Annotated in this window: 22 protein-coding genes and 2 pseudogenes; 10 read left to right on the top strand and 14 right to left on the bottom strand. The window is 66.4% G+C overall.

Going from position 1 to position 20,459, the window contains the following annotated elements; translation table 11 throughout:
• Positions 1 to 110 precede the first annotated feature (110 nt).
• Positions 111 to 233 (top strand): hypothetical protein, encoded by a 123-nt coding sequence (locus C2R22_RS26835; RefSeq protein WP_281259257.1) that lies wholly within the window; start codon positions 111 to 113, stop codon positions 231 to 233.
• Between the two features lie 69 nt (positions 234 to 302).
• On the opposite strand, the gene C2R22_RS02970 is transcribed toward C2R22_RS26835, so the two are convergent.
• Entirely contained in the window at positions 303 to 689 is a 387-nt protein-coding gene (locus tag C2R22_RS02970; protein ID WP_103424401.1) for a CBS domain-containing protein, read from the bottom strand.
• 554 nt (positions 690 to 1,243) lie between these two features.
• Positions 1,244 to 2,364 (bottom strand): annotated as a pseudogene (locus C2R22_RS02975) (site-2 protease family protein).
• A 100-nt stretch (positions 2,365 to 2,464) separates the two neighbouring features.
• Here C2R22_RS02975 and C2R22_RS02980 point away from each other — a divergent pair.
• The 6 genes and pseudogenes from C2R22_RS02980 to C2R22_RS03005 all read left to right on the top strand — a co-directional run bounded on the left by C2R22_RS02980 (position 2,465) and on the right by C2R22_RS03005 (position 8,192).
• Positions 2,465 to 3,186, top strand: a pseudogene (locus tag C2R22_RS02980) (sporulation protein).
• Between the two features lie 263 nt (positions 3,187 to 3,449).
• Positions 3,450 to 3,812, top strand: a complete 363-nt coding sequence (locus C2R22_RS02985) for an SHOCT domain-containing protein (RefSeq protein WP_103424403.1) — start codon at positions 3,450 to 3,452, stop codon at positions 3,810 to 3,812.
• 118 nt (positions 3,813 to 3,930) lie between these two features.
• Positions 3,931 to 4,449: a DUF6789 family protein gene (locus tag C2R22_RS02990; protein ID WP_103424405.1), complete on the top strand. Its 519-nt coding sequence runs from the start codon at positions 3,931 to 3,933 to the stop codon at positions 4,447 to 4,449.
• A 114-nt stretch (positions 4,450 to 4,563) separates the two neighbouring features.
• Positions 4,564 to 5,274: a cytochrome c oxidase subunit II gene (coxB, locus tag C2R22_RS02995; RefSeq protein WP_103427547.1), complete on the top strand. Its 711-nt coding sequence runs from the start codon at positions 4,564 to 4,566 to the stop codon at positions 5,272 to 5,274.
• Positions 5,271 to 7,919: a cbb3-type cytochrome c oxidase subunit I gene (locus C2R22_RS03000; protein WP_103424407.1), complete on the top strand. Its 2,649-nt coding sequence runs from the start codon at positions 5,271 to 5,273 to the stop codon at positions 7,917 to 7,919. The genes coxB and C2R22_RS03000 overlap by 4 nt, the downstream gene beginning before the upstream one ends.
• A gap of 12 nt (positions 7,920 to 7,931) precedes the next feature.
• Positions 7,932 to 8,192, top strand: coding sequence for a cytochrome C oxidase subunit IV family protein (locus C2R22_RS03005; RefSeq protein WP_103424409.1), 261 nt, complete (start codon positions 7,932 to 7,934; stop codon positions 8,190 to 8,192).
• Between the two features lie 82 nt (positions 8,193 to 8,274).
• Here C2R22_RS03005 and C2R22_RS24815 read toward each other — a convergent pair whose 3' ends face one another.
• The 5 genes from C2R22_RS24815 to C2R22_RS24820 form a co-directional block, all read right to left on the bottom strand.
• Positions 8,275 to 8,436, bottom strand: a complete 162-nt coding sequence (locus C2R22_RS24815; protein ID WP_162562356.1) for a hypothetical protein — start codon at positions 8,434 to 8,436, stop codon at positions 8,275 to 8,277.
• A gap of 64 nt (positions 8,437 to 8,500) precedes the next feature.
• Positions 8,501 to 9,169: a cytochrome c biogenesis protein CcdA gene (locus tag C2R22_RS03010; RefSeq protein ID WP_103424411.1), complete on the bottom strand. Its 669-nt coding sequence runs from the start codon at positions 9,167 to 9,169 to the stop codon at positions 8,501 to 8,503.
• A gap of 1 nt (position 9,170) precedes the next feature.
• Positions 9,171 to 9,782 (bottom strand): TlpA family protein disulfide reductase, encoded by a 612-nt coding sequence (locus tag C2R22_RS03015; RefSeq protein WP_103424412.1) that lies wholly within the window; start codon positions 9,780 to 9,782, stop codon positions 9,171 to 9,173.
• Positions 9,783 to 10,104: 322 nt separating this feature from the next.
• Positions 10,105 to 12,192, bottom strand: a complete 2,088-nt coding sequence (locus C2R22_RS03020; protein ID WP_103424414.1) for a HAMP domain-containing methyl-accepting chemotaxis protein — start codon at positions 12,190 to 12,192, stop codon at positions 10,105 to 10,107.
• Between the two features lie 521 nt (positions 12,193 to 12,713).
• Complete coding sequence (locus C2R22_RS24820) at positions 12,714 to 12,863, bottom strand: HVO_2142 family zinc finger protein (protein WP_162562301.1); 150 nt, start codon at positions 12,861 to 12,863, stop codon at positions 12,714 to 12,716.
• A 197-nt stretch (positions 12,864 to 13,060) separates the two neighbouring features.
• Here C2R22_RS24820 and C2R22_RS03030 point away from each other — a divergent pair, with 197 nt between their 5' ends.
• Complete coding sequence (locus C2R22_RS03030) at positions 13,061 to 13,297, top strand: hypothetical protein (protein ID WP_103424418.1); 237 nt, start codon at positions 13,061 to 13,063, stop codon at positions 13,295 to 13,297.
• A 78-nt stretch (positions 13,298 to 13,375) separates the two neighbouring features.
• Here the strand turns inward: C2R22_RS03030 and C2R22_RS03035 are convergent, their stop codons facing one another.
• The 3 genes from C2R22_RS03035 to C2R22_RS03045 all read right to left on the bottom strand — a co-directional run bounded on the left by C2R22_RS03035 (position 13,376) and on the right by C2R22_RS03045 (position 15,827).
• Positions 13,376 to 14,389 carry a hypothetical protein gene (locus C2R22_RS03035; protein WP_162562357.1) on the bottom strand — a complete coding sequence of 338 codons (1,014 nt, stop codon included), beginning with the start codon at positions 14,387 to 14,389 and terminating at the stop codon, positions 13,376 to 13,378.
• A 121-nt stretch (positions 14,390 to 14,510) separates the two neighbouring features.
• Positions 14,511 to 15,335 carry a hypothetical protein gene (locus tag C2R22_RS03040; RefSeq protein ID WP_103424422.1) on the bottom strand — a complete coding sequence of 275 codons (825 nt, stop codon included), beginning with the start codon at positions 15,333 to 15,335 and terminating at the stop codon, positions 14,511 to 14,513.
• A 243-nt stretch (positions 15,336 to 15,578) separates the two neighbouring features.
• Positions 15,579 to 15,827 (bottom strand): hypothetical protein, encoded by a 249-nt coding sequence (locus tag C2R22_RS03045; protein ID WP_103424424.1) that lies wholly within the window; start codon positions 15,825 to 15,827, stop codon positions 15,579 to 15,581.
• A gap of 157 nt (positions 15,828 to 15,984) precedes the next feature.
• Between C2R22_RS03045 and C2R22_RS03050 the strand changes: the two genes are divergently transcribed.
• Both C2R22_RS03050 and C2R22_RS03055 read left to right on the top strand, forming a co-directional pair.
• Positions 15,985 to 16,653 (top strand): helix-turn-helix domain-containing protein, encoded by a 669-nt coding sequence (locus tag C2R22_RS03050; RefSeq protein ID WP_103424426.1) that lies wholly within the window; start codon positions 15,985 to 15,987, stop codon positions 16,651 to 16,653.
• A 49-nt stretch (positions 16,654 to 16,702) separates the two neighbouring features.
• Positions 16,703 to 17,005 (top strand): hypothetical protein, encoded by a 303-nt coding sequence (locus tag C2R22_RS03055; RefSeq protein WP_245902865.1) that lies wholly within the window; start codon positions 16,703 to 16,705, stop codon positions 17,003 to 17,005.
• A 56-nt stretch (positions 17,006 to 17,061) separates the two neighbouring features.
• On the opposite strand, the gene C2R22_RS03060 is transcribed toward C2R22_RS03055, so the two are convergent.
• Genes C2R22_RS03060 through C2R22_RS03075 form a run of 4 tightly spaced genes read right to left on the bottom strand, consistent with a single transcriptional unit; the run spans position 17,062 to position 20,066 of the window.
• Complete coding sequence (locus tag C2R22_RS03060; RefSeq protein ID WP_103424428.1) at positions 17,062 to 17,349, bottom strand: DUF7410 domain-containing protein; 288 nt, start codon at positions 17,347 to 17,349, stop codon at positions 17,062 to 17,064.
• Positions 17,350 to 17,357: 8 nt separating this feature from the next.
• Positions 17,358 to 18,983 (bottom strand): hypothetical protein, encoded by a 1,626-nt coding sequence (locus C2R22_RS03065; protein WP_162562358.1) that lies wholly within the window; start codon positions 18,981 to 18,983, stop codon positions 17,358 to 17,360.
• Entirely contained in the window at positions 18,980 to 19,696 is a 717-nt protein-coding gene (locus C2R22_RS03070; RefSeq protein ID WP_103424432.1) for a DUF7546 family protein, read from the bottom strand. The genes C2R22_RS03065 and C2R22_RS03070 overlap by 4 nt, the downstream gene beginning before the upstream one ends.
• A gap of 10 nt (positions 19,697 to 19,706) precedes the next feature.
• Positions 19,707 to 20,066, bottom strand: a complete 360-nt coding sequence (locus tag C2R22_RS03075; protein WP_245902866.1) for a hypothetical protein — start codon at positions 20,064 to 20,066, stop codon at positions 19,707 to 19,709.
• Between the last annotated feature and the right edge of the window lie 393 nt (positions 20,067 to 20,459).

A 20,459-nucleotide genomic window follows, 5' to 3' on the forward strand; every position in this document is an offset into this window, starting at 1 on the left:
CGCTCTCGCGACTGTCGTCCGGGACGGTCCGGACCGAGGAGCCGTTCTCAGGACCGAGAAACCGTTCTCCGGACCGCACACTTAGGTGGGTCCGCTCTCGACGAGTCGGTATGAGTGACAATCCAGTGCTCTGTCCCGACTGCGGCTGGACCGGTCAGCCCACGAAACTCGACGGCGACGGGAACTCACGTTCCTGCCCGCTCTGTTCGACGGACATCGAGTTCATCGAGTGAACTCGCCCGGCACTCGGCGCCCGGTGAGCGCGTCGAACGCGATTCGGGGAGCGAAAGGCAGGCCGCTCGTCAGCGTCCGGAGACGTACGCGGTGAGATCCGTCGTGGTGATGATGCCGATGACGCCCTCCTCGTCGTCGACGACCGGGACGTGGTGAAAGCGGTTGTCGATCATCGTGTCCGCGACGCTCGTGATGGGGTGGTTCGCCGTCGTCGTGACGACGTCCGTCGACATGTACTCCCCCACCTGTACGTCGCTGGCGACGGCGTCGTTGGCGGCGAGGCGGACGAAGTCCGTCGCGGTCAGAATCCCTTCGAGGTGGCCGTCCTCGTCGACGACGACGACCGAGCCGATGTTGTGTTCTAAGAGCTGTGCGGCCGCCTCGTCGAGCGGTGTGTGTGGCCTGACGGTCTCGACGGGTGCGGACATGAGTCGGCCGACGAAGATGTCCTCCATACCTGGTGGCTCTCGGTCACGGCTGATAAGAATTGGCACGCCGGAAGAGGAGGCGAGTCCCGGTACGATACTGAGCGGGCGGGTGTGGCTACTGAGCGGGTGGGTGTGAGTCGTGTTGTCCTGTGAGAGCGGGCGGGTGTGAGTCGTCCGTACTGTGATGGGCGGGAACTCAAGACCGCACGGGACACGGACGCGGTGAACCGCAGCCTCACACCACCCCAACCGGGTGCTCGCGCACGGAGGCGCGAGCACAGCCCCCTCGCGCGCCGTTCACTCGCTCCGCTCGTTCACTTCCGCGCGCCGACCGCCGCTTGCAGCGGCGGTGCGGTGGCGCGCGACGGTGCGCGGTCCCGCCGCGCACCTCACGCGCGAGGGATGAGCGACTGAACGAACGGAGTGAGTGACGGAGCGAATCGGCTGGGGAGGACGTGGTCTCATCGCGCCCGTGTACCGCGCGGTTGTCCCTCTTGTCGTTCATCGCCTCGACACACGCTCGAACGACACTCGCCCACGACGCCCCCTCCACCTAGTCTCGGCCACTCAGTCACACACGCTCACATCCCGACGACGATGGGAATCGGCGTAAAGGAGAGCACGCCGAGGACGAGCGTGACGACGCCGAGGAACCAGCGACCACGGCCCACGGGCGAGCGGTCGAGGGGCGTCACCCCGCTGACCCGACCGAAGACGAGGGCGATGAACCCCCACAGCACCCAGATGCCCACCGCCTGCCCTCCCTCGAACACGTAGAGGTAGCCCGCGAGGCCGAACAGGGCCGCGGGAACGAGCTTCTGTACCGCCGAGAGCGCGTCGCCGACGAGCGCGCGGGTGACGTGTGCGCCGTCGAGTTGGCCGACGGGGAGGAGGTTGAGGAACGTGACGAACGCGCCGACCCACCCGCCGACGACGACGGGGTTGACCATCACTCCCGGCTCCGCGTAGGTCAGGGGCTGACCGACCGCCCACGCCACGAGCTGAATGAGCGGCGGGTAGCCCAACTGGACCTGCGTCGCGGCGGTCGCGGCGGTCGCGCTCCGCCGACCATCGCGCCGGTCTGGATGGGTGGGAGCGAGACGCCGACGGCGGTCACGACGACGGTGGCGACGAGGCCCGCGAGCGGCCCGGCGACGCCGATGTCGAACAGCGCCTTCCGGCTCGGGATGTGGTCGTTCATCCGGATGACGGCGCCGAGCGTCCCCAGGAGGGTCGGAACGGGGATGAAGTACGGCAGGGAGGCCTCGACGTCGTGGTACCGGCTCATGACGTAGTGGCCGAGTTCGTGGACTGCGAGCACGCCCAGCACGGAAACGGTGAACGGCCACGCCTCGACCGCCCGCAGCGGCTGCTCGGTGATGGGGATGCCGTACCAGCCCGCCCCCGCCAGGAGCGTCGTGACGACGGTGGCGACGAACAGCGCGACGTTCGTCCACGGGACGCCGTCGACGCCGGGCGAGCGTTCCTCGGCGACGAGGACGTGCTCGCCGAGGCGCCGCTCGACCCGAACGCGGTACCCCCGGGCGCGGAACGCCGGGGCGAGTCGCTGGACGACGGCCTCCTGCGACGCCAGCGGCTCGCCGTAGTACCGAATCTCGTCGTCGGTGACGTTCACCTCGTAGACGTGGAAGTAGTCGGTGAACACCTCCGGAGCGGGCGCGTCCGCCGGCAGCGTCTGCATCAGCCGCGCTAGGGACCGAACGGGTATAGGAATTGTCGTGGACGACCCTCGACTCCCTCCGAGTCGAACCCTTTTACGCTCGACCCCCTCTCTAGAGGGTATGAAGCGGCTCCTCTCCAGTATCGGCATCGGCGCGGCGACCGTCGATACGATCCTCCCGCAGGCGGCCGTCCGCCCCGGCGAGCGGGTCGACCTCGACGTCGAACTGCGCGGGGGGACACCACCCAGCGCATCGACGGCCTCTACTTCACGCTCAAGACCGCGGTCGACGGCGACGAGTGGGTCATCGACCGCTTCGACTTCGACATCGACGGCGTGTTCTCCATCGAACCCGACGAGGAACGGACCGAGCGGGTCACCGTCAGGGTACCGCTGTGGACGCCCGTTACGAGGGGAGGGCCGCGCGTCTGGCTGGAGACGGGCGTCGACATCGACTGGGCCGTCGACCCGACGGACTCCGACGACGTCACGGTCGAGCCGGGTTCCTACGTGGCGGCACTGTTCGAGGCGGCGACCGACCTCGGGTTCGACTTCGCCGGCTCGACGGTCGAGGAGACGCCGTGGCTCGACGACCGGCCGTTCGCGCAGGCGCTCGCGTTCGACCCCGGGGAACGGTTCGAGCGCGACGTCCAGCGCCTCGTCTTCACGACCATCCCGCGCGAGGACGACCTCCGGCTCTACATCGAGGTCCAGACCCACGACGACGTCGCCGAGGCCGTCGGACAGGACTTCAACGAACAGGAACTCTCCGTCACGGTCGAGTACGCGAACCCCGAGATGATCGCTCGCCGCATCACCTCGACCATCGAGGAGTTCACCTAGTCCCGTCCGCTCCGTCCGTCTCCTCTGCCTCGTCCATTTCGTTCGTCCCGTCCGCCTCACCCGTCTCCTCGATGACCGACGCCGAGCACTCGGGTCGCTCTCCCGCCACATCGCATAAATATATATTTTCTCGCCCGAGTTCTCATTCGATTCGAAGGTTTTGGAGCCGAGAAACCATCGAAGACCGAACAGCAACTGCATTGAACGACGAACGCGTATCTCTCAGTGATGTTGTGTTGAACGCACAACACAGGAAGATACCCATGACCACGACATCATCGGACACTCGACTCGTGACGGTCGTTCTCGCTGCGCTCGCGGCGCTCGTCTTGCTCCCGCTCCTGTTCATGGGTGGGGGGATGATGGGCTACATGGGCGGCGGACCCATGATGGGCGTCCAGGGGGGCATGTGGGGTGACGCCACGCCCGGCTGGGTGTTCGTCGTCGGCGCGGTGATGCAACTGGCGTTCCTCGCCGTCGTCGTCGGCGGGGTGTACCTCGTCTACCGGGCAGTGACCCGTGAGACGGAGGACGACGCGCTCGCCGAGTTACGGCTGGCGTACGCTCGCGGCGACCTCGACGACGACGAGTACGAACGACGGCGCGAGGTGCTCGAACGCGACTAACCGACCTGTCTCCGTCCGGTTCCCTCCGCGCCCGAACGCGCACGGATCGTGACCACTGTGTGCACGCCCCGTGAATGATGTCACCATTTATCATGAATGAGTGAGAACAGGGGTGAGTATGAGCAGTGAGACCTCCGAGGCCGACGCAGTCGCGCTCGAACAACCGGGTATCGCCGAACTGGGGCTTCCCATCTCGGCGAAGGTCGTTCTGATGTCCATGGCCGGCGGCTTGCTCGGCACCGTGTTGATGCTGCCCGTGTTGGTCGGGATTCCGCAGGCGCTGGGGCTGTTCCGTACCGAGCCAATCACCCAGTTCGCCGGCTTCGCGGCGTTCTTCGGCATCGAACCGACGGCCGCGCTCGGCATGGTCGTCTTCGGCCTCGGCGGGACGTTCGTCCTCCCCCTCATCTTCCTCGTCGTCGGGTCGTTCCTCCCGCCGCGCGAACCGCGATACCTCCGCGGGATGACGTTCGCGACGTTCTTCTGGACCGGGTTCGCCCCGGCCTTTTGGCCCGGCACCGGTGCGCTGGCCGTCGCCGTCTTCCTCGTCGTCTCGCTCCTCGCCCACTGGGTGTACGGCGCGACCCTCGGATACGTCCTCCACCGGACGACCGGCATTCCCCAGCACGACGTCTAGCGCGCTTCTCCGCCAGCCTCGTGGCTCGCTTTTGCTCCAGCGCCACCTCCCGTCCCGAAACCGCTAAGTATCGCCCTAATTATTATTGTTGAAGGTTGTGTGTTACCAATGTCCATGCTCGTATCACGCGGTTTGTCTGGACTCCTCGCACAGTCGGGACTCATCCCGAGGGGGACGCGGGTCTTCGTCTTCCAGCGCATCTTCGTCGTGTTCCTCGTCCTCGGCACGCTCGTCGGGGTGGTGGTCATCGGCTACATGCTGTACAACGCGTACAAGTACCGCGACACGGGCCAGGAGTTCGACGACGCGGACCGGATGGTGCTGGGCGAACTCCCATCCGGCGGGGGGAAAGGCAAGAAGCTGTTCACCTCGTTCGCGCTGAGCGCCGTCGTCGTCATCTCGCTCGTCGCGTGGACGTACGGGACGCTCCTGTACGTCGAGGAGGGACCCTCACAGGCCGAGTCGCTGGAGGTCGAGGTGGAAGGCTACCAGTTCGGCTGGCGTTTCATCTACCCGAACGGTCACGTCGAGGACTCGACCGCTGGCGGCGCGTTGCGCGTGCCCGAGGACCAGGCGGTCCGGTTACGCGTGACGTCGACCGACGTCTTCCACAACTTCGGCATCCCCGCGATGAAGGTGAAGACCGACGCCATCCCGGGGCAGACCTCCGAGACCTGGTTCGAGGCGAGCGAAACCGGGCGGTACACGGCGAACTGTTACGAACTCTGTGGGGCCGGCCACTCCTACATGACGGCCCCGGTCATCGTGATGGAACCGGACGAGTACCGCGCGTGGTACAATAATCTCAACGAGAGCGCATCATGAGCGACGACGAACCTACGACACACGAGACGGGTACCGACCGTAACACGAACGCCGAGAGTACGAGCACGAACACGGACGCGCACGCGACGGACGGTGGACAGCCCGACGGCGGCACCGTGAGCGGCGAACTCGCGGTGCCCGGCAGCGAGTCGGGCCACGACGACGACCACGGACACGAGTTCCCCGGCACGAACTCGATCAAGCGGTGGCTCATCACGACCAACCACAAGGACATCGGCATCCTCTACGTGGTGACGTCGCTGTTCTTCCTCGTCCTCGGCGGGGTGCTCGCGTGGCTGATGCGCATCCAACTGTGGGCGCCCAGAGCGGCCGGTGAGGCCGTCATCAGCGCGGGCGCGTACAACCAGGCCGTCTCCGCACACGGCCTGCTGATGGTCTTCTGGTTCCTCTCGCCGTTCGCGTTCGGCTTCGCGAACTACATCGTCCCGCTACAGATCGGCGCGAAGGACCTCGCGTTCCCCCGACTGAACGCCCTCAGCTACTGGCTCTACCTCGCCTCGGGACTCCTGTTCATGGTCTCGTTCTTCCAGGGCGGGACGTTCGCGGGCGGCTGGACGATGTACGCCCCGCTGAACGTTCCAACGTTCACCCCCGACGTGGGCGCGTCTACCGCCGTCTTGGCGCTCACGCTCTTCGTCGCGAGCGTCACCGTGTCGTCGGTGAACTTCCTGACGACCATGCACCGAATGCGCGCGAAGGGGTTGACGCTCCGGAACCTCCCGCTGTTTACGTGGTCCATCCTCCTGACGGTGTGGATGATGCTGTTCGCGTTCGCGGCGCTGCTCGCGGCGCTCATCATCCTCTCCTCGGACAGACTGCTGGGAACGACGTACTTCGCGATGGAGTCGCCGGCGGGGTCGGTCCTCTGGACGCACTTGTTCTGGTTCTTCGGCCACCCCGAGGTGTACATCGTCTTCTTCCCGGCGCTGGGCGTGATGGCCGAGTGCTTCCAGACGTTCACGGGCAGACGGATCGTCGGCCGCAAGTGGTTCATCGCCGCGATGGTGCTCGTGGCGCTGCAGTCGTTCGTCGTCTGGATGCACCACATGTTCCTGACGACGATCAACCTCCAGATCAAGACGCTCTTCATGATCACCACCATCGGCATCTCGCTCCCGTTCGACCTGATGGTGTTCGCGCTCATCTACACCATGCTCAAGGGGCGGATTCGCTTCACCACCCCGTTCCTCTTCTCGTTCGGTGCCCTGCTCCTCTTTATCATCGGCGGCATCACCGGCGTCTTCCTCGGCGCCGTCGTGCTCGACTACGAGTTCAGGGGCACGTACTGGGTGGTCGCACACTTCCACTACGTGATGGTCGGCGGCATCACCGCGCTGGTGGGCGGGCTCTACTACTGGTTCCCGAAGATGACCGGCCGGATGTACGACGAGTTCCTGGGCAAACTCCACTTCGGCATCTACTTCGTCGGCTTCAACCTCCTGTACTTCCCGCTGTTCGTCGCGTGGGAGACTCCCCGGAGGGTGTTCGACTACGCGCCCGGACTCGAACCGTGGCACAAGATCGCGACGATCGGTGCGTTCGTCATCGGGGCGTCCTTCCTCATCATGTTCTACAACCTGATCAAGAGCACCTTCTCGGGCGAACCGGCCGGCGCCAACCCCTGGGAGTACGCCACGACCGCCGAGTGGGCCGTCGACTCGCCGCCCGAACTCGAAAACTTCCCCGGTACCCCCACGTACGAGAACGGGAAACTGGAGTTCCTGAAGCCCTCGTCTTCGTCGGGCACCAGCGCACACGCCGACGGCGGCACACAGACCGACGGCGGCGTGGCGACGGGTGCCGGAGCGCTCGTCCCCGTCCGCGAGGTCGACGTCGTCGAGGACGACTTCCACGCGGACCACGCGAGCATCTGGCCCCTCGCGCTCAGCGCGGGGATGTTCCTCCTCTTCCTCGGGCTCTCGGGCGTCCAGGAGGCCTCGTTCGGCGAGGGGATGATGGCGAACGTCTACATGGCCGCGGCGGCCGTCGGCGGTGCCGTCACCGTCGGCTCGCTGCTCTCGTGGGGGCTCGAACCGTTCACGGCGTTCCCCGGCGGCGAGGGGGAGGCGTGGCCCTTCGCCGGCATCGAGAACGGCAAGGTCGGGATGTGGATCTTCCTCGCCAGCGACGTCGTCCTCTTCGGCGGCTTCATCGGCGCGTACGTCTTCACGCGCGTCGCGTTCGGCTGGACCGCCTGGGAGCCCGTCCCCAACAACCCGATTCCCGGGCTGATGAACACCTACCTCCTCTTGACGAGCAGTTTCACGGTCGTCCTCGCGTTGGTCGCGGCCGAGAAGAAACACAAGTGGGGCGTCATCGTGACCCTCGCGACGACGTTCTTACTCGGGGTGGGCTTCCTCGGCAACAAGGCCATCGAGTGGAACCACCTGTTCCACGAGGGAATGTGGCTGTCGACCAACGTGCGGACGTCGACGTTCTTCCTCACCACGGGGCTGCACGCGGCGCACGTCATCGTCGGCCTGTTCATCACCCTCTTCCTCATCGCGCGCGCCTGGCGGGGCGCGTACCTGGAGGACAACCGGTCGCTGGAGTACTTCGGCCTCTACTGGCACTTCGTCGACATCGTCTGGCTGTTCTTATTCCCGCTCTTTTACATCCTGTGAGGTGACAAAGACATGACATCAACCAAACTGTACACGATAATCTTCGCGTTCCTGTTCGTCTCGGCGACGGTGCAGGTGCTGGTCGAGTTCGCCGGCCTCTCGTACTGGCTCGCGTTCGGCCTCATCATGGTGCTGTCGGCCGTGAAAGCGGTCATCGTCGCGGCGTACTTCCAGCACCTCCGGTGGGAGCCGCGCTCGCTGACGTACCTCGTCGGCATCGGCCTCGCGGCGGCGCTGGCGCTCACGCTCGCGGCGTCGTACTCCATCCTCTGACCGCGTCGCTCGGCCGTCGTTTTTTTCTCTTTTCCCTCGTCGAGCCTCCCGGTCAGCGTCCGGAATCGCTGGCGCGTGTACGTCACCGGTCTCTTCCCCGGAGCGTCACCGCAACTCCGACGAGGACCATAAGAACCGATGTGAGAACCGCTCCCGGGAGCTCCTGAATCGCTGCGACTGCTCCCCCGATACACCCGATTCCGATGAGGACGACGCCCGAGGACTCCAACTGGTTCATGTTCATCTGACCCCGCCGGGAACGTACAAAACCTCCCCCCGTCCATTGCACGCGGCCCCTGACGGGACAGTCACAGCGGCCCGACGCCGAAGACGACCACGAGGTAGTAGACGGCGACGGCGAGCATCACGGCCCCCGTCACCCGGTTGACGAGCGACCGATGACCCGTGAGCGCGCTCAGGACCCGCGACTGCCACCGGTCGGAGACGGTCGCTAGCGCGACCAGCGGGGCGGCGATTCCGCACCCGAACGCGAGAAAGTGCAGGAGGCTCCCTACGGGGTCGGTAAAGAGGAACGCGCGAACGAAGAAGACTGCGATGAACCCGGGGTTACAGGGGACGACGATGGCGCCGAAGAAGAAGCCGTAGCCGAACGCCGACGCCACGGGGTGGGCCGTCTGCGGTGGTTCGACCGCGGGGAAGCGGTGGGCGAACTCGACGTCGGCGAGCAACAGCAGGCTCCCGACGGCCAGGAGTCCGAACGCGACGGGCGAGACGACGCCGACGACCCGCGTCAGCGACGATTCGAGGAGCGTCGTGAACACGAGCCCCAGCGCCAGCATGAACGAGAGGACGCCCGCGGCGACGAGCACGCCGAGGCGGGAGATGGATAGCCGTGTCTCCCGCTGGTTCGAGAGGTACGCGAGGAAGCTCGGGTACAGCGGGAGGACGCAGACGGCCGTCAGCGGCGTGGCGAGCCCGAGCGCGAACGAACTCCCTAGCTGTGCGGCCGTCGCCATTCTAACACCGGTCGAACGCCGCCGCGAGGTCGTCGGCCGACTTCACGCCCCGGCCCTCCACCAGCGAGGGGCCGCCGCCGGGACAGACGGTGACGACGGGTGCCGCCGGCGCGTTGGTGACGACGGTGCCGAACTCCTCGACGAGCGCGCGCGTCATCGACGACGGCGCGACGGCGTAGTGCCAGTCGAACCCGTTCTCGCTCGCGTGCGTCCTGACCTGCTCGGCGTCCTCGTTCGGGTCGACGTTGAGGCTGACGGCCACGAGGTCGTCCGTCCGGTCGACGAGCACGGCCACCTCCTCCTGTTGACTGGTACAGACGGGACACCAGACGGCGAAGAACTCGACGAGAACCGGTCGGCCGGCGAACCCCTCGATGGAGAACGTCTCGCCGGTGGTGACGTCCGTCAGTTCGACCGCGCGCCAGTCGGGGAGGGTGTCTGGCGTACCCGTCGTGGTCGCCGTCACGTCGGCTGCCATCGGAGTGGTGTCACTCGAAGCGCCACCGCCGCCGTCGGCCCCCGACGTACAGCCGGCGAGGGCGGCGAGGACTGCCCCGCTCCCTCTGAGCACGGCTCGTCTCGAACGCCCCGTCGTCGCGGGTGTCGTCGGCATGACCTACCGCACGCGCACGGGCCGAATAGCCGTTTTTCAAACTCTCTTCCAAATCTCACACCATTCTTCGGCGGCGTCTCCGCTCTCGCCGACGTGTCGTGCATCGTCTAGTCGTGGCTGGACCGCCGGCGACCGTCGCTGGTCGACTCGCCCTCCGCCCCCGGCGCCGACCACCGGTCGTGGCGGTACTGACACACCTCACGAAAGGACTGCGCGAACCCAACGGGCCGTGCGGGACCGGACGATTCGGGCGTTCTCCCGCGTGTGTTCGAGACGCCAACTCGGTGCTCTCTCCTCTCGGTTCTCGTCTATCGTTATCGACTCATCGACTCGCGTCGACCCCACCGTCGGCTCGTGCGGACGCCGTGCTCGTGTCCCCACTCGGTGACGCGGATTCGATCGGACCGCTCTCGGGCGTGGTCGGGGACGCCTCGGCCCGCACCTCGAACTTCGAGACCTGGTCGTGGAGGTCGTCGGCGAGTGCGGAGACGCGTTTGATCGTCGTCGACGCCTCCGACAGCGAGGCGGCCTGCTCTTCGGTCGCCGCGGAGACGTTGCTCGCCTCGGCCGCCGCCTGGTCGCTCGCGCTGGCCACCTCGCCGACCATCGCGACGACCTCTTCGGCGGAGGCAGCCTGGTCGCCGGTGGCGTCGTTGATCTCCTGGATGCCGCTCTCGGCGTTCTCGATAGCGTCGGAAATCTCGTCGAACATCGCCACCGCGTTCTCGATGGTCTCCGAGCCCGACTCGACGCGCGCTGTCATCTCGCGGATGCCGTCGACCGTCTCGCTCGTCGTCGACTGGACCTCGTTGATGCGACGCTCGATGTCGGACGTCTCCCTCGCGGCCTCCCCTGCCAGCTCTTTTATCTCGTCCGCGACGACGGCGAACCCTTCGCCGGCCTCGCCGACGCGGGCGGCTTCGATCGAGGCGTTCAGCGCGAGCAGGTTCGTCTGCTCGGCGATATCGGTGATGATGTCGACGACCGCTCCGATCTCGCCCATCTCCGTTTCGAGGGCCGCGACCCGCGATGCGGCCTCCTTCGCCTGCGCTTCCATGGCCTGTATCTCGCTGGTCGCCTCGGACGCGTACTCCTTCCCTTCGATCCCTCGCTCGACGGCGGTCGACGCCGTGTCGGTGACCTCGTCGGTCGACGCGGCGATCTCCTCGACGGTCGCCGATAGCTCGGTCATCTCCTCCGAGATCCGCTGGAGGTTCTCGTTCTGTTCCTCGGCGCCTTGGGAGACTTCCTCGACGGAGCCCGCTACCTCCTCGCTGGCGATTTCGATCTCCTCGACGCTGGCCGTCACCTCCTCGCTCGACGCGGCTACCTCGTCGGCGACGCGCTGGACGGTGGTGAGGCTCGCGCTCAACTGATCGATGCCGTTCTGGAGGTTCACGAGCACCCTGCCGTACGTCCCGGGAGCGTCGGTGTCGAGCGTCTGATCGAGGTCTCCCCGTTCGAGGTCCTCGCTCGCTGCGGAGATCTGGTCGAACCCGGCCGAGAGCTGTTTCACTCCCGCTTCGAGCGAGCCCATGACGTCCCCGTAGGTGCCCGGGTAGTCCGTCTCGACCTCCTGATTCAGCTCGCCCGTCTGGACGTTCCGGCTGATCCGTTCGAGTTCTCCGAACAGTCCCTGCAGGTTCCGCTGCATCTCGTTGAACGCCTCGACCATCTGCCCGATTTCGTCGTCCTCGACGTGGTCGTCGACCGTGGCGTCGAGGTCGCCCTGACTGATGGCGACCGCACACTCAGAGAGCCGTTCGACGGGTCTGGTGATGCGCCGTGAGACGAACAGGCCGATGCCGATGGCGGCGACGAACGCCCCGACGGTCAGCCCCAGTATCTCCAGTTGTGTCTGGCGGGCGGTCCGGTCGGCGACGGCGACCTGTGTCTCCAGATCGGACTGTGCGGACGCTTCGATGGCGTGTGCCTCCGACTCCATCTCGGTTCGGAGCGCGTCCATCTCCGCCGCCGTCTGTGCGGCGCGCTCGGTCTCGCCGGCCGCTTGCGCCTCGAAGAACTCCTCGGCGAGCCGGTCGTACTCGTCGTGCTGGGTCCGAATCGTGGCGAGCTGTTCTTCCTGCGTCTCGCTCAGATGGGTCCCCGCTAACCCCTGTGCCTCCTCGGTGAACTTCTCGCTCGCCGTGTTGAACTCCTCGTGTGCTCCCGGCTTTCCGAGCTGGGCAGCTTGGACCGCTGCTCGCTGTTGTTCGATCGCGATCACCATCTCCGCGGAGTGGTCCATCTTGAGTCCGTCCTCCGCGATCAGGTGGGCCTCTTCGTCGATCGTGGTGACGCCCTGGTACCCGACGAACCCCGTCACACCGACGAGCAGTGCAACGAGGACGAACGCGAGTATCAGCTTCGGCCCGAGATTGACTCCGTCGATTTTTATCTTCTCTATCATGTATGGTATGCTGATTGACCGACCAACCGACGAGTTTTTTGAGGAGTCAACCCGTCTCGTCGTCCGGACAAACCCCTTTTTCGCTCCAGCTCGGCCATTTCATTCAGCTATATTGAACACTCTCGAAGATGTGATATGAACGTTCTCGTCTGAGTATTATGCTTGATATATACCCCCTACGATGTGGTATGTACGGCGCTGTACTTCGTGAGTTCATATTCCATTATGCAATATTCACATCGACATCGACACCTGCGCACTGACCTCAACGGCCGAGAGTACCTCTGATACTAAAACTGCTGTAGCCGCTCGTGGGACGGGTCTATTCGGTGCTGATCCGATAGCGTCTGGTATCCCCGAGTCCGAGACCCCGACTCCGACGAACCGATGGTACCGATACCGGCACGCCTCACAGACGAACTGTGCGGGGGGCCGGACGCCGCTGCCGTGGCTCTCGTTCCACAACGCGGGCCGCTTCGGACGAGAGCGCCGAAGACGCTTCAGTCGGGCCGTCTCTCCGTTTACGAGTTGATGAGTCGGTCGTGGCGGTAGTCACACACCTCACAGAAGAACTGCGCGAGGCCGGCCGGTTGCGTCCCGCTGAACAGCATCTCCGTGTCACACGAGGGGCAGTACTGGGCGGGAATCTCTTCGGGCCGCTGGAGCTTCATGTGTGGTACTGTCTTGCGGGTACTGCTATTAAATCCTAACCATCTTCCATAGGATTTTCTCGACTCACCGTGGATTTTGCGTCGAGACGTCCTCAAGAAACCGGACGGACCGGCCCTCTGTGCCCCACGCGGGTTGGGGGATTCGATACCGTCCGCCGCGGCGGGGGATTGATACCGTCCGCGCGCGACGCGGGGGTATGGACGAGACGGCCGGGTCGACGCCCGACGCGCGCGGGGAGCGTGGACTGGACCGGACTGCGCTCGGGTACGCCCTGCTCTTTTCGGTCCCCGTCTGGATCGGCGTCACGGTGATGATGCTGAAGGTGACGGGAGGACGCCCGCTCGCGCTCGTCGTCGCTCCCGGACTCGTCGTCGGTGGCGGCGTCTTCGCGCTCGTCGTCCTCGCCGCACGCGGGGGGTACGACACGAGATGAGAGACGCCACCGCGTCACCGGTCCGTCGTTAGCGGGACGCTGTGACCGTCTGCCGGCGGCGTCCGGGTCCGAGTCGAGTCAGTTGTCGGCTGGCGTCGCCTCCTCCTTCGGGGCGGCCAGCGTGAACGGCGTGATGGCGATGGTGCGCTCGGCGACGCTGGCGAGTCGGAGCACGTACGCGAACAGCACCGCCAGCGGTGCGATGGCGACCGTGATCGCGAGCGGCACGACCCCGAAAAGCATCTCGGGGGAGAAGACGTCGAACCCGACGGCGAAGGTTCGGAGCACGAACACGGAGACGACCACCGCCGGTACCCCGACGTAGAGGAGGTGCCGGGACAGCGCTGCCAGTTCCTGCTGGACGTACACGGTCTTGAGGTACTGACGCGCGACGTCGATCTGCTTGAGCCGAACCACGAGGTCGTCGAGCGCCTCGTTGACCTCCTCCGGGTAGGCGTCGCCGTGCTTCGCACGGAGCTGACGAAGCTGATAGATCGACTCTCCGTGGTTCGTCGAGAGCGTGACCGCCAGCGCGCCGAACACCGACACGTCGGGGTTCGAAACCGACGTGATGACCGCGTCGATCTGTTCGTCGAGTCGCTCTGTGTGTGCTATCAACTCGTCTCGTCGTTCCCCGTCGACCGTGTCGAGATGTTCCTGCGCCTGATCGATGATCTCCGCACTCGAGTCGTGGAGCATGTGGAGGAACTCCGTCGGCGTCACGGGAGCGACCTCCAGGTTCATCGTCTCCTCGATGGCCTCCCGATACGCGTTCGTTCCTTCGATCTGTTCGCGGAGTTCGCCCGGACTGCCGAGCTGGCGCGAGATGACGAGCTGGGAGATGGAGAGGATGATGGTTATCAGCGTGAAGTTGCCCCCGACGAGCGCGCTGAACAGGTAGAGGAGCGGCGCGACCTGTTCCTGATTGACGCCGCCGATGAACACGTCGACCCCCACGAGCAGTCCGTACACGGCTCCCAGCATTCCAGCTGCGATGAGGAGTCGATTCCCGGTGATGAAGACGAACCGCCAGGCGGCGAAGAGCCATCCCCGGTCGTCGTGGTCCGGGACCGTCGGCGAGTAGTCGCTCACCGTCGGCTCACCGACATTCGACACACGAATCGGTTCGGTCGTCGGATTGACCGACCGGCGCCGTCGGGGCGGCGGTTCCTGCGGATCCGTCGATGCGTATCTGGAGAGTCGTCGTTCGGATTCACACGTCGTACGAAGACACTCGCCCCGCCTCGAAAAGCGGTCTGCCGGTGCCTGCAAGTCGCGTCGTCCCGGGAGCGGTCGTGCGGATCGAGCGCTCGGACGCTGGAATCCGACGAACGGGGAGTGCGTCGTGAGGAGACCGGACGGAGCGAGACCGATCGGGGCTTGCACGTGCCACCACCGCGTGTTCACGACAGCCCGGGGCGGTAGAACGTCCGACCGCAGGCGACCGCGGTTCGGGAGCCGCGCGCCGCTCGCGCAGTCTCGGCGCTCGCCACCCGGTGGTCGCGGGCGACGGAGCGTCCGACGCCCGCCGAGGGGGGACGACCAACACCGGCGCCGACCACCGCTCCGACGCCGACCCCGGGAGTCGTCGTCTCGGAGGTGGCTGCCGTCCGCACGCCCGCTTCGTCGGCCCCGCTCTTTCGTCCGCTGCCGTTTCGGACGCGGAGTCGGCGGTAGCGCCGTCCGTCGTCGCCGCGTCCGAGTCCGGTTCGATCTCTTCGCTCTCGCTGTCAGCGGCGTCGCCGCCGGCCGGACTGGCCCCGGTCGTGGTCTCCTGACGGCCGCTGCGTCGGTCGACCGCGAACCGCGAGAATCGGGGCGTGTCGGCTTCGAGGACGACCACGTCCGTCGACCTCGGGCGAACGTCGGCGTTGAGGGCGCGGGTTTCGAGTTCGGTCCACTCGCCGTCGTGTTCGTGGTCGATGCTGAGGTCGGACGGGGCGAGTCCGCGCGCCGCGACGCCGGCGTGGCCGACTGCGATGGTGATAGTCGAGGGCGCTCCGCGCGACCCGTCGGCCACGGAGATGTCGATGATCACGAACGCGGTTCGTCGGTCGGTCGCTGTCGCGTCGTCGGTACGGTCCTTATCGGATCCGGTGCTTCGTCGGTCGTCGAGTCAATACGTCCGTACGACTGCACGGTTCGCCACACCACTCGCGTCCGTCCGGCGGCGCGCCGAACGGTCGCTCCGGCGGCGTGGCGTCCCCCCGTTCTCCTCTCCCCCTCCGACCGATTGGTGCAACGCCGATACGAGGCCGCCGCGGCAGTGACCAGGAGGCCGTTACAGGTTCGAGGCGAGTCGGACCTCGTCGTCGGTCACCGTCGCAACCGCCTCTTCTTGGAGCGGGTAGCCGTCCTCGTCGTCGATGTCTTCCCACCCGAGGGCCGTGGTGATCTTCGTCGTGATTCCGGGGTCGGGGTCGACGTACGCCGTCCCGTGTTCGACTGCGCTGATGATACCGACTTCGTCACCATCGCCGTTGACGACACTCTTCCCGACGTCTTCGTCTGTGAACTGGACTGATTGCATCGCGTATTCACGTCTCGTCCCGTCAGGCTTCCTCGTACTGCTTGCATCTGCGGCCGCCCGTGAGGGTGGCTTTTCGCCCCCTGAATTGTCATTCAAACGCGACAGTCGTGACGACGGAGAGAAAGTTTCTCGTATCTCCATCACACGGCGTACAGATATGCCCACGATTGTATCTGGTACCATCCCCGCGGACGAGTTCGCGCTCAGCTACTCGCTGGAGACGCTCCCGGAGCTGATGTTCGAGGTCGAGCGAGTCGTCTCCAGCGGTACCGACGCGCTGATGCCGCTGCTGTGGGTTCGCGGCGCCGACAGGGAACGCGTCGAGGAAACGCTCGAGGAGGACCCCACGACCGACAACGTCACGCTCCTCGGTGATTTCGGCGACGAGTGGCTGTTCCGTATGGAGTGGGTGGGACACATCGACCTCATGGTCCAGATGCTCGTCAACAGCGAGGCGACCGTCCTCGACGCGGTCGGCCACGAGAGCCAGTGGCGTCTTCGGATGCTCTACCCGCGCCGGTCGCTCTTCTCCAAGACCCACGAGTTCTGCGAGGAACACGGGCTCAGCTTCGACGTCAGGTCGATTCGCGAACTCGACGCCGAGCCCGCCGGCCGGTACGGGCTCACGAAGGACCAGTACGAGGTCCTCGCCACGGCGGCGTCGGAGGGCTACTTCGAGGTCCCGCGCGCAGTGACGCTTCAGGAACTCGCCGAGGAGTTCGACGTCTCCCACCAGGCGGTCTCCGAGCGCCTCCGCCGAGCCACGAACGCGCTCGTCGAGGACACGCTGTTCGTCGGGATGAACGAACTGGACAGCGGCGCGTGACGCCGTCGGGGCAACCAACGCTTAATACTGTGTAGTGGTACCTCTTCGCATGGTCGAGACCGTCTGGGTCCCGCTCGTCGGCGCCACGGTGGGCGCCGTCGGGCTGGTGGCCGTCCTCTTCGCGCTGTACAGCCGGAACCGCCCCGCCGCGATGCAGGGCCCGCTCGGAACCGGTGTCTCCCTGCTCACTATCGCCGCCGGCGTGGCCGTGCTCTTGGTCGGCGAGGCCGCCCACGGCGCTGGCGCCCTCGTCTACGTGGGGGGCGTCGTCGCGCTCGTCGGCGTCGGCGTCCTCACCGGCATCATCGCCATGGTCCCCCACCCCGAAGGGGAGGCCGAGACCGGTCACTGACCAGTCTCTTCTCGGTTGCCCCTCGTACGCACTGGACGACGGACGAGTAGTTCGGCTCACCCGGCGATGCTGAACGCGACGATGGAGGAGATGATGAACGCCGCGTACAGCGCGCCGAGGGCGAACAGCACCTTCAGGTGGTAGACGAACAGGTCGTCGGACTCCTCGTCGAGCACCGCCTCGTAGCTCTCGCGTTCGGTCGCCGTCGCGCGGTCCGGATGCACCTCGGCGACGTGCAATACCTGGAAGCGCTCGCGGCGGAACGGGCGCTCACAGTACGGACAGGTCGCTTCGGGGGTCTCTCCGTCGGGAACGGCGGTTTCGGGGTTGGGGTGGTGGTTCATCTCGTGAGTCAGGTGACGGGTGCGGCGAACGGTTGAGCGACGATCCAGAGGCTCGTCATCGTGTAGACGATCATCACGACGACGAACGGGTACTGGCTCCGAATGGGCTGGAGCCGTCCGGGGAACAGTTCGAACGCGCGGGCGTGGGCGACCCACACGGCCAGGAGGTGACCGGCGACGACGAACCCCAACTGGAGGCTCCCGAACCACGCCGGCAACGAGAGGAGGGGGACGCTCGTCGGGGCCGAGAGCGGCGAGAGCGCGAGCGTGCCGAGTGCAGGCGCGAGCGAGAGGAAGTAGCCGAGGAAGTGCGCGACGTGATAGCCCGCGGCGATGGGGACGAGCGCGGGGGCGAACCACCCCGCGACGAACCGGGTGGTGACGTACGTCTCGGCCGTCTCCCCCACGAACCGCGTCGAGGCGTGGTAGACGAGGAGGAAGAGGCCGAAGCCGACGACGGCGGTGACGAGGTGAGTGAGCAGGGGAGGGACGACGAGCGCGAGCGCGCGGACGACGCCGTTCCACGCGGGCGTCGAGACGAGGCCGTCGTACGTCGTCGCCCAGAGGAGCGCGACGACGAACGCGACGTCGTCGCGTCCCATCGCGCGAGGGTAGCGGACGAGCGCCGTCCCCGGGAGCGTCAGCGTCGCCGCCGCGCCTGTGCGCTCTTCGGCGGTCGTCGTCGACCGTCGAACGGCTGCCGTTCCCTCTGTCTCGCCCGGTTCGGTTCCTTCGCGGTCCCCCTCTGCTCTTTCGCCGTCCCGCTCGTCCGGGAGGGCGACGCCGCCGTCGTGGGCTGTCTGCGGGCGCCCCCGGGCGGCTTCCGGCGGTTCGATGATCGGGTCACCCCGTCGAATCGGTGCCACGAGGCCGTAGAGTCTGAACACGCGCGCGACTGGGTCGACGCGGTCGAACCACACGCGGCCGTAGACGGCCGCTCCGGCGAGCGTGACGAGGGTGTAGCCGGCGACGACGGCGACGAGCGTCGACGGCCGCTCGCCGACGGGGCTGACGACTTCGAGCCACACCAGTCCGAGGAGGCCGGCGACGCTCGGCCACACGCCGAGCGCCTCCGGGAGCGTCCGCGCTCGGTCCGTACCGACCCGTCCGCGCACCCGCTCGACGAGCGACGAGAGCGTCAGCCACGGGTTCACGAGCGGCCAACTGTCGGCGAGGAGGTACGTCGACATGGTGTAGCCCGCCCACCAGCCGACCCACACGGTCAACACGGCGAGGTTCAACAGCGGGTCGCGCGGCCCCACGACGCCGACGACGAGCACCGCGAGGAGGCCGAGAACGCCGAGCGCCCGAACGACCGGGACGAGTGGACGAACGCCGCCGACGGGCAGGCGGAGTCGGCGGTCGTTGACCTCTCTGATGACCTCGTGGTCGGTGACGAACGTGGCGAAGAGGAACGAGGCGGCGACGACGCCCCCGCCGGTGACGACGACGAGCCAGAACGGCGCCTGCGCGGACTGGAGCGACCCGCTGAGCGACCCGGCGTGCGCCAGTGCGGGTCGAGCGAGTCCGACGAGAGCGAGGAGACAACCGACGAACGCGCCAATCGCGCGCGCGCTGACGAGGCGTCGACGTCGGAGCGGTTTCTCGGGGTTCATCGACCTGGCGGCGGTCACGACGCTCCACCGATGCTCGGGCGGAACGCGAGCAGGAGGACGCTCCCGACGAAGACGGCGGTCGAGAGGTCCACCGACAGTGCCGAGAGCGCGGCGACGACGCCCGCCCCGCCGACGAGGCCGGCCGAGAGCGACCCCGCGATGGGAAGCGTACAGCTCAGACAGGAGCCGAGGCCGAGCACACCCGAGACGGCGGCTCCAGCGAGGTCACAGAGGGCGGCGTAGACGAGGTACGCCAGCGCGAGGTAGCCGATGACGCGGAACGGGACGAGGTTGACCGTGAAGCCCGCACCGGCGTAGCCGACGCGCGGGCCCCACCCGGGGACGGTCATCGTCACCTGGAGGCCGTGGACGTGCGCGTGGGCGTGACTGTGGCCGTGGTGGCCTGCCGTGCCGAGGAGACCGGCGAGGTCGACGCTCACGAGCCCCGCGAGCCCCGCGAGGACGAGGAAGTAGAGCCCCGCGAGGATGCCCGCGACGGTCTGTGCCCGGCGGCTCGTGGCCCGCGGAGTGACGTGGACGACGCCCACGACGCCGACGTTGATCCAGACGAACGGGTAGAGCAGGTACCGAACCGACTCCACGCCGGTGTTCGAGAGCAGCAGGTAGCCGACGAGGCCGGCCGCCTCGACGGTGACCAACAGCGTGAGCCACCACAGTTCGGGCCGCTGGAGCCACCGACTTTCGAGCGAGACGCGCGTCTGGTGTCGCATCGGCGGCGGCTCAGATCATCCCCATGAGCTTCGCCACGAGGACCAGGATGAACGCCAGCCCGAGAACCCACGACCCGAGCGCGGCGGCGGCAGCGTTGCCGAGGCCGCGACCCCGTGCGGCGATGAACGTCCCGAAGAAGAGGTAGCCGACGGCCACCAGTCCCCCCGCGACCAGGAGGACGATACCCCCCAACTGGACGGCGGATTCGGAGACGCCCCCGCCGACGAACGCGATGGTCGCTCCGCCGAAGACGGCGATCGCCGCGACGAACGCGAGAATCCACACCGTCGGGTTCTCGGCCAGTTCGATCAGTCCGGAGCGGCCGTCCTTCGCGGTCCCCCGAGCGGTGCGGGCGTGTACTGTCGCCACCCGCGGCCGCTCAGGAAGACTACCGTCGCGACGAGCACCACTCCAGTCAGGACGCTGAGAAGGAACATCGATTGAGCCATGTGAACAGTCCTCTATGACGATTGATTATCCTATAGCGGAACATAAATCGTTCGGCGAGCGCGCCCGGGACGGCACCTGTTCGGTCCCCTGTTTCCCGGGTGGTCCCCGAACGCAGGCCGAGACGCTTCGGCCGTGGTGGTCGAAGCATCTCGATCTGTATTAGATATAATTATTTGAACACACTGTATCTTGCCGCACGCCTAATTTGATATACTATATGTCTATTTTGAATTTATCTTGGGAACAAACCAGATATATCCAATGTTCTTGTTATTTATATACATATACAATAGAATCCTGTCTGAGGACAAC

The sequence above is a fragment of the Salinigranum rubrum genome, assembly GCF_002906575.1.
Classification (GTDB): Archaea; Halobacteriota; Halobacteria; order Halobacteriales; family Haloferacaceae; genus Salinigranum; species Salinigranum rubrum.

Excerpts from the sequence above, each read along its gene's own strand:
- C2R22_RS03000 (WP_103424407.1), top strand. The coding sequence starts at position 5,271 with ATGAGCGACGACGAACCTACGACACACGAGACGGGTACCGACCGTAAC.
- C2R22_RS03005 (WP_103424409.1), top strand. The coding sequence starts at position 7,932 with ATGACATCAACCAAACTGTACACGATAATCTTCGCGTTCCTGTTCGTC.
- C2R22_RS03060 (WP_103424428.1), bottom strand. The coding sequence starts at position 17,349 with ATGAACCACCACCCCAACCCCGAAACCGCCGTTCCCGACGGAGAGACC.
- C2R22_RS03070 (WP_103424432.1), bottom strand. The coding sequence starts at position 19,696 with ATGCGACACCAGACGCGCGTCTCGCTCGAAAGTCGGTGGCTCCAGCGG.
- C2R22_RS03050 (WP_103424426.1), top strand. The coding sequence starts at position 15,985 with ATGCCCACGATTGTATCTGGTACCATCCCCGCGGACGAGTTCGCGCTC.
- C2R22_RS24820 (WP_162562301.1), bottom strand. The coding sequence starts at position 12,863 with ATGAAGCTCCAGCGGCCCGAAGAGATTCCCGCCCAGTACTGCCCCTCG.
- C2R22_RS02970 (WP_103424401.1), bottom strand. The coding sequence starts at position 689 with ATGGAGGACATCTTCGTCGGCCGACTCATGTCCGCACCCGTCGAGACC.
- C2R22_RS26835 (WP_281259257.1), top strand. The coding sequence starts at position 111 with ATGAGTGACAATCCAGTGCTCTGTCCCGACTGCGGCTGGACCGGTCAG.
- C2R22_RS03030 (WP_103424418.1), top strand. The coding sequence starts at position 13,061 with ATGGACGAGACGGCCGGGTCGACGCCCGACGCGCGCGGGGAGCGTGGA.
- C2R22_RS03045 (WP_103424424.1), bottom strand. The coding sequence starts at position 15,827 with ATGCAATCAGTCCAGTTCACAGACGAAGACGTCGGGAAGAGTGTCGTC.
- C2R22_RS03010 (WP_103424411.1), bottom strand. The coding sequence starts at position 9,169 with ATGGCGACGGCCGCACAGCTAGGGAGTTCGTTCGCGCTCGGGCTCGCC.
- C2R22_RS03020 (WP_103424414.1), bottom strand. The coding sequence starts at position 12,192 with ATGATAGAGAAGATAAAAATCGACGGAGTCAATCTCGGGCCGAAGCTG.
- C2R22_RS03055 (WP_245902865.1), top strand. The coding sequence starts at position 16,703 with ATGGTCGAGACCGTCTGGGTCCCGCTCGTCGGCGCCACGGTGGGCGCC.
- C2R22_RS03015 (WP_103424412.1), bottom strand. The coding sequence starts at position 9,782 with ATGCCGACGACACCCGCGACGACGGGGCGTTCGAGACGAGCCGTGCTC.
- C2R22_RS02990 (WP_103424405.1), top strand. The coding sequence starts at position 3,931 with ATGAGCAGTGAGACCTCCGAGGCCGACGCAGTCGCGCTCGAACAACCG.
- C2R22_RS24815 (WP_162562356.1), bottom strand. The coding sequence starts at position 8,436 with ATGAACATGAACCAGTTGGAGTCCTCGGGCGTCGTCCTCATCGGAATC.
- C2R22_RS02985 (WP_103424403.1), top strand. The coding sequence starts at position 3,450 with ATGACCACGACATCATCGGACACTCGACTCGTGACGGTCGTTCTCGCT.
- coxB (WP_103427547.1), top strand. The coding sequence starts at position 4,564 with ATGCTCGTATCACGCGGTTTGTCTGGACTCCTCGCACAGTCGGGACTC.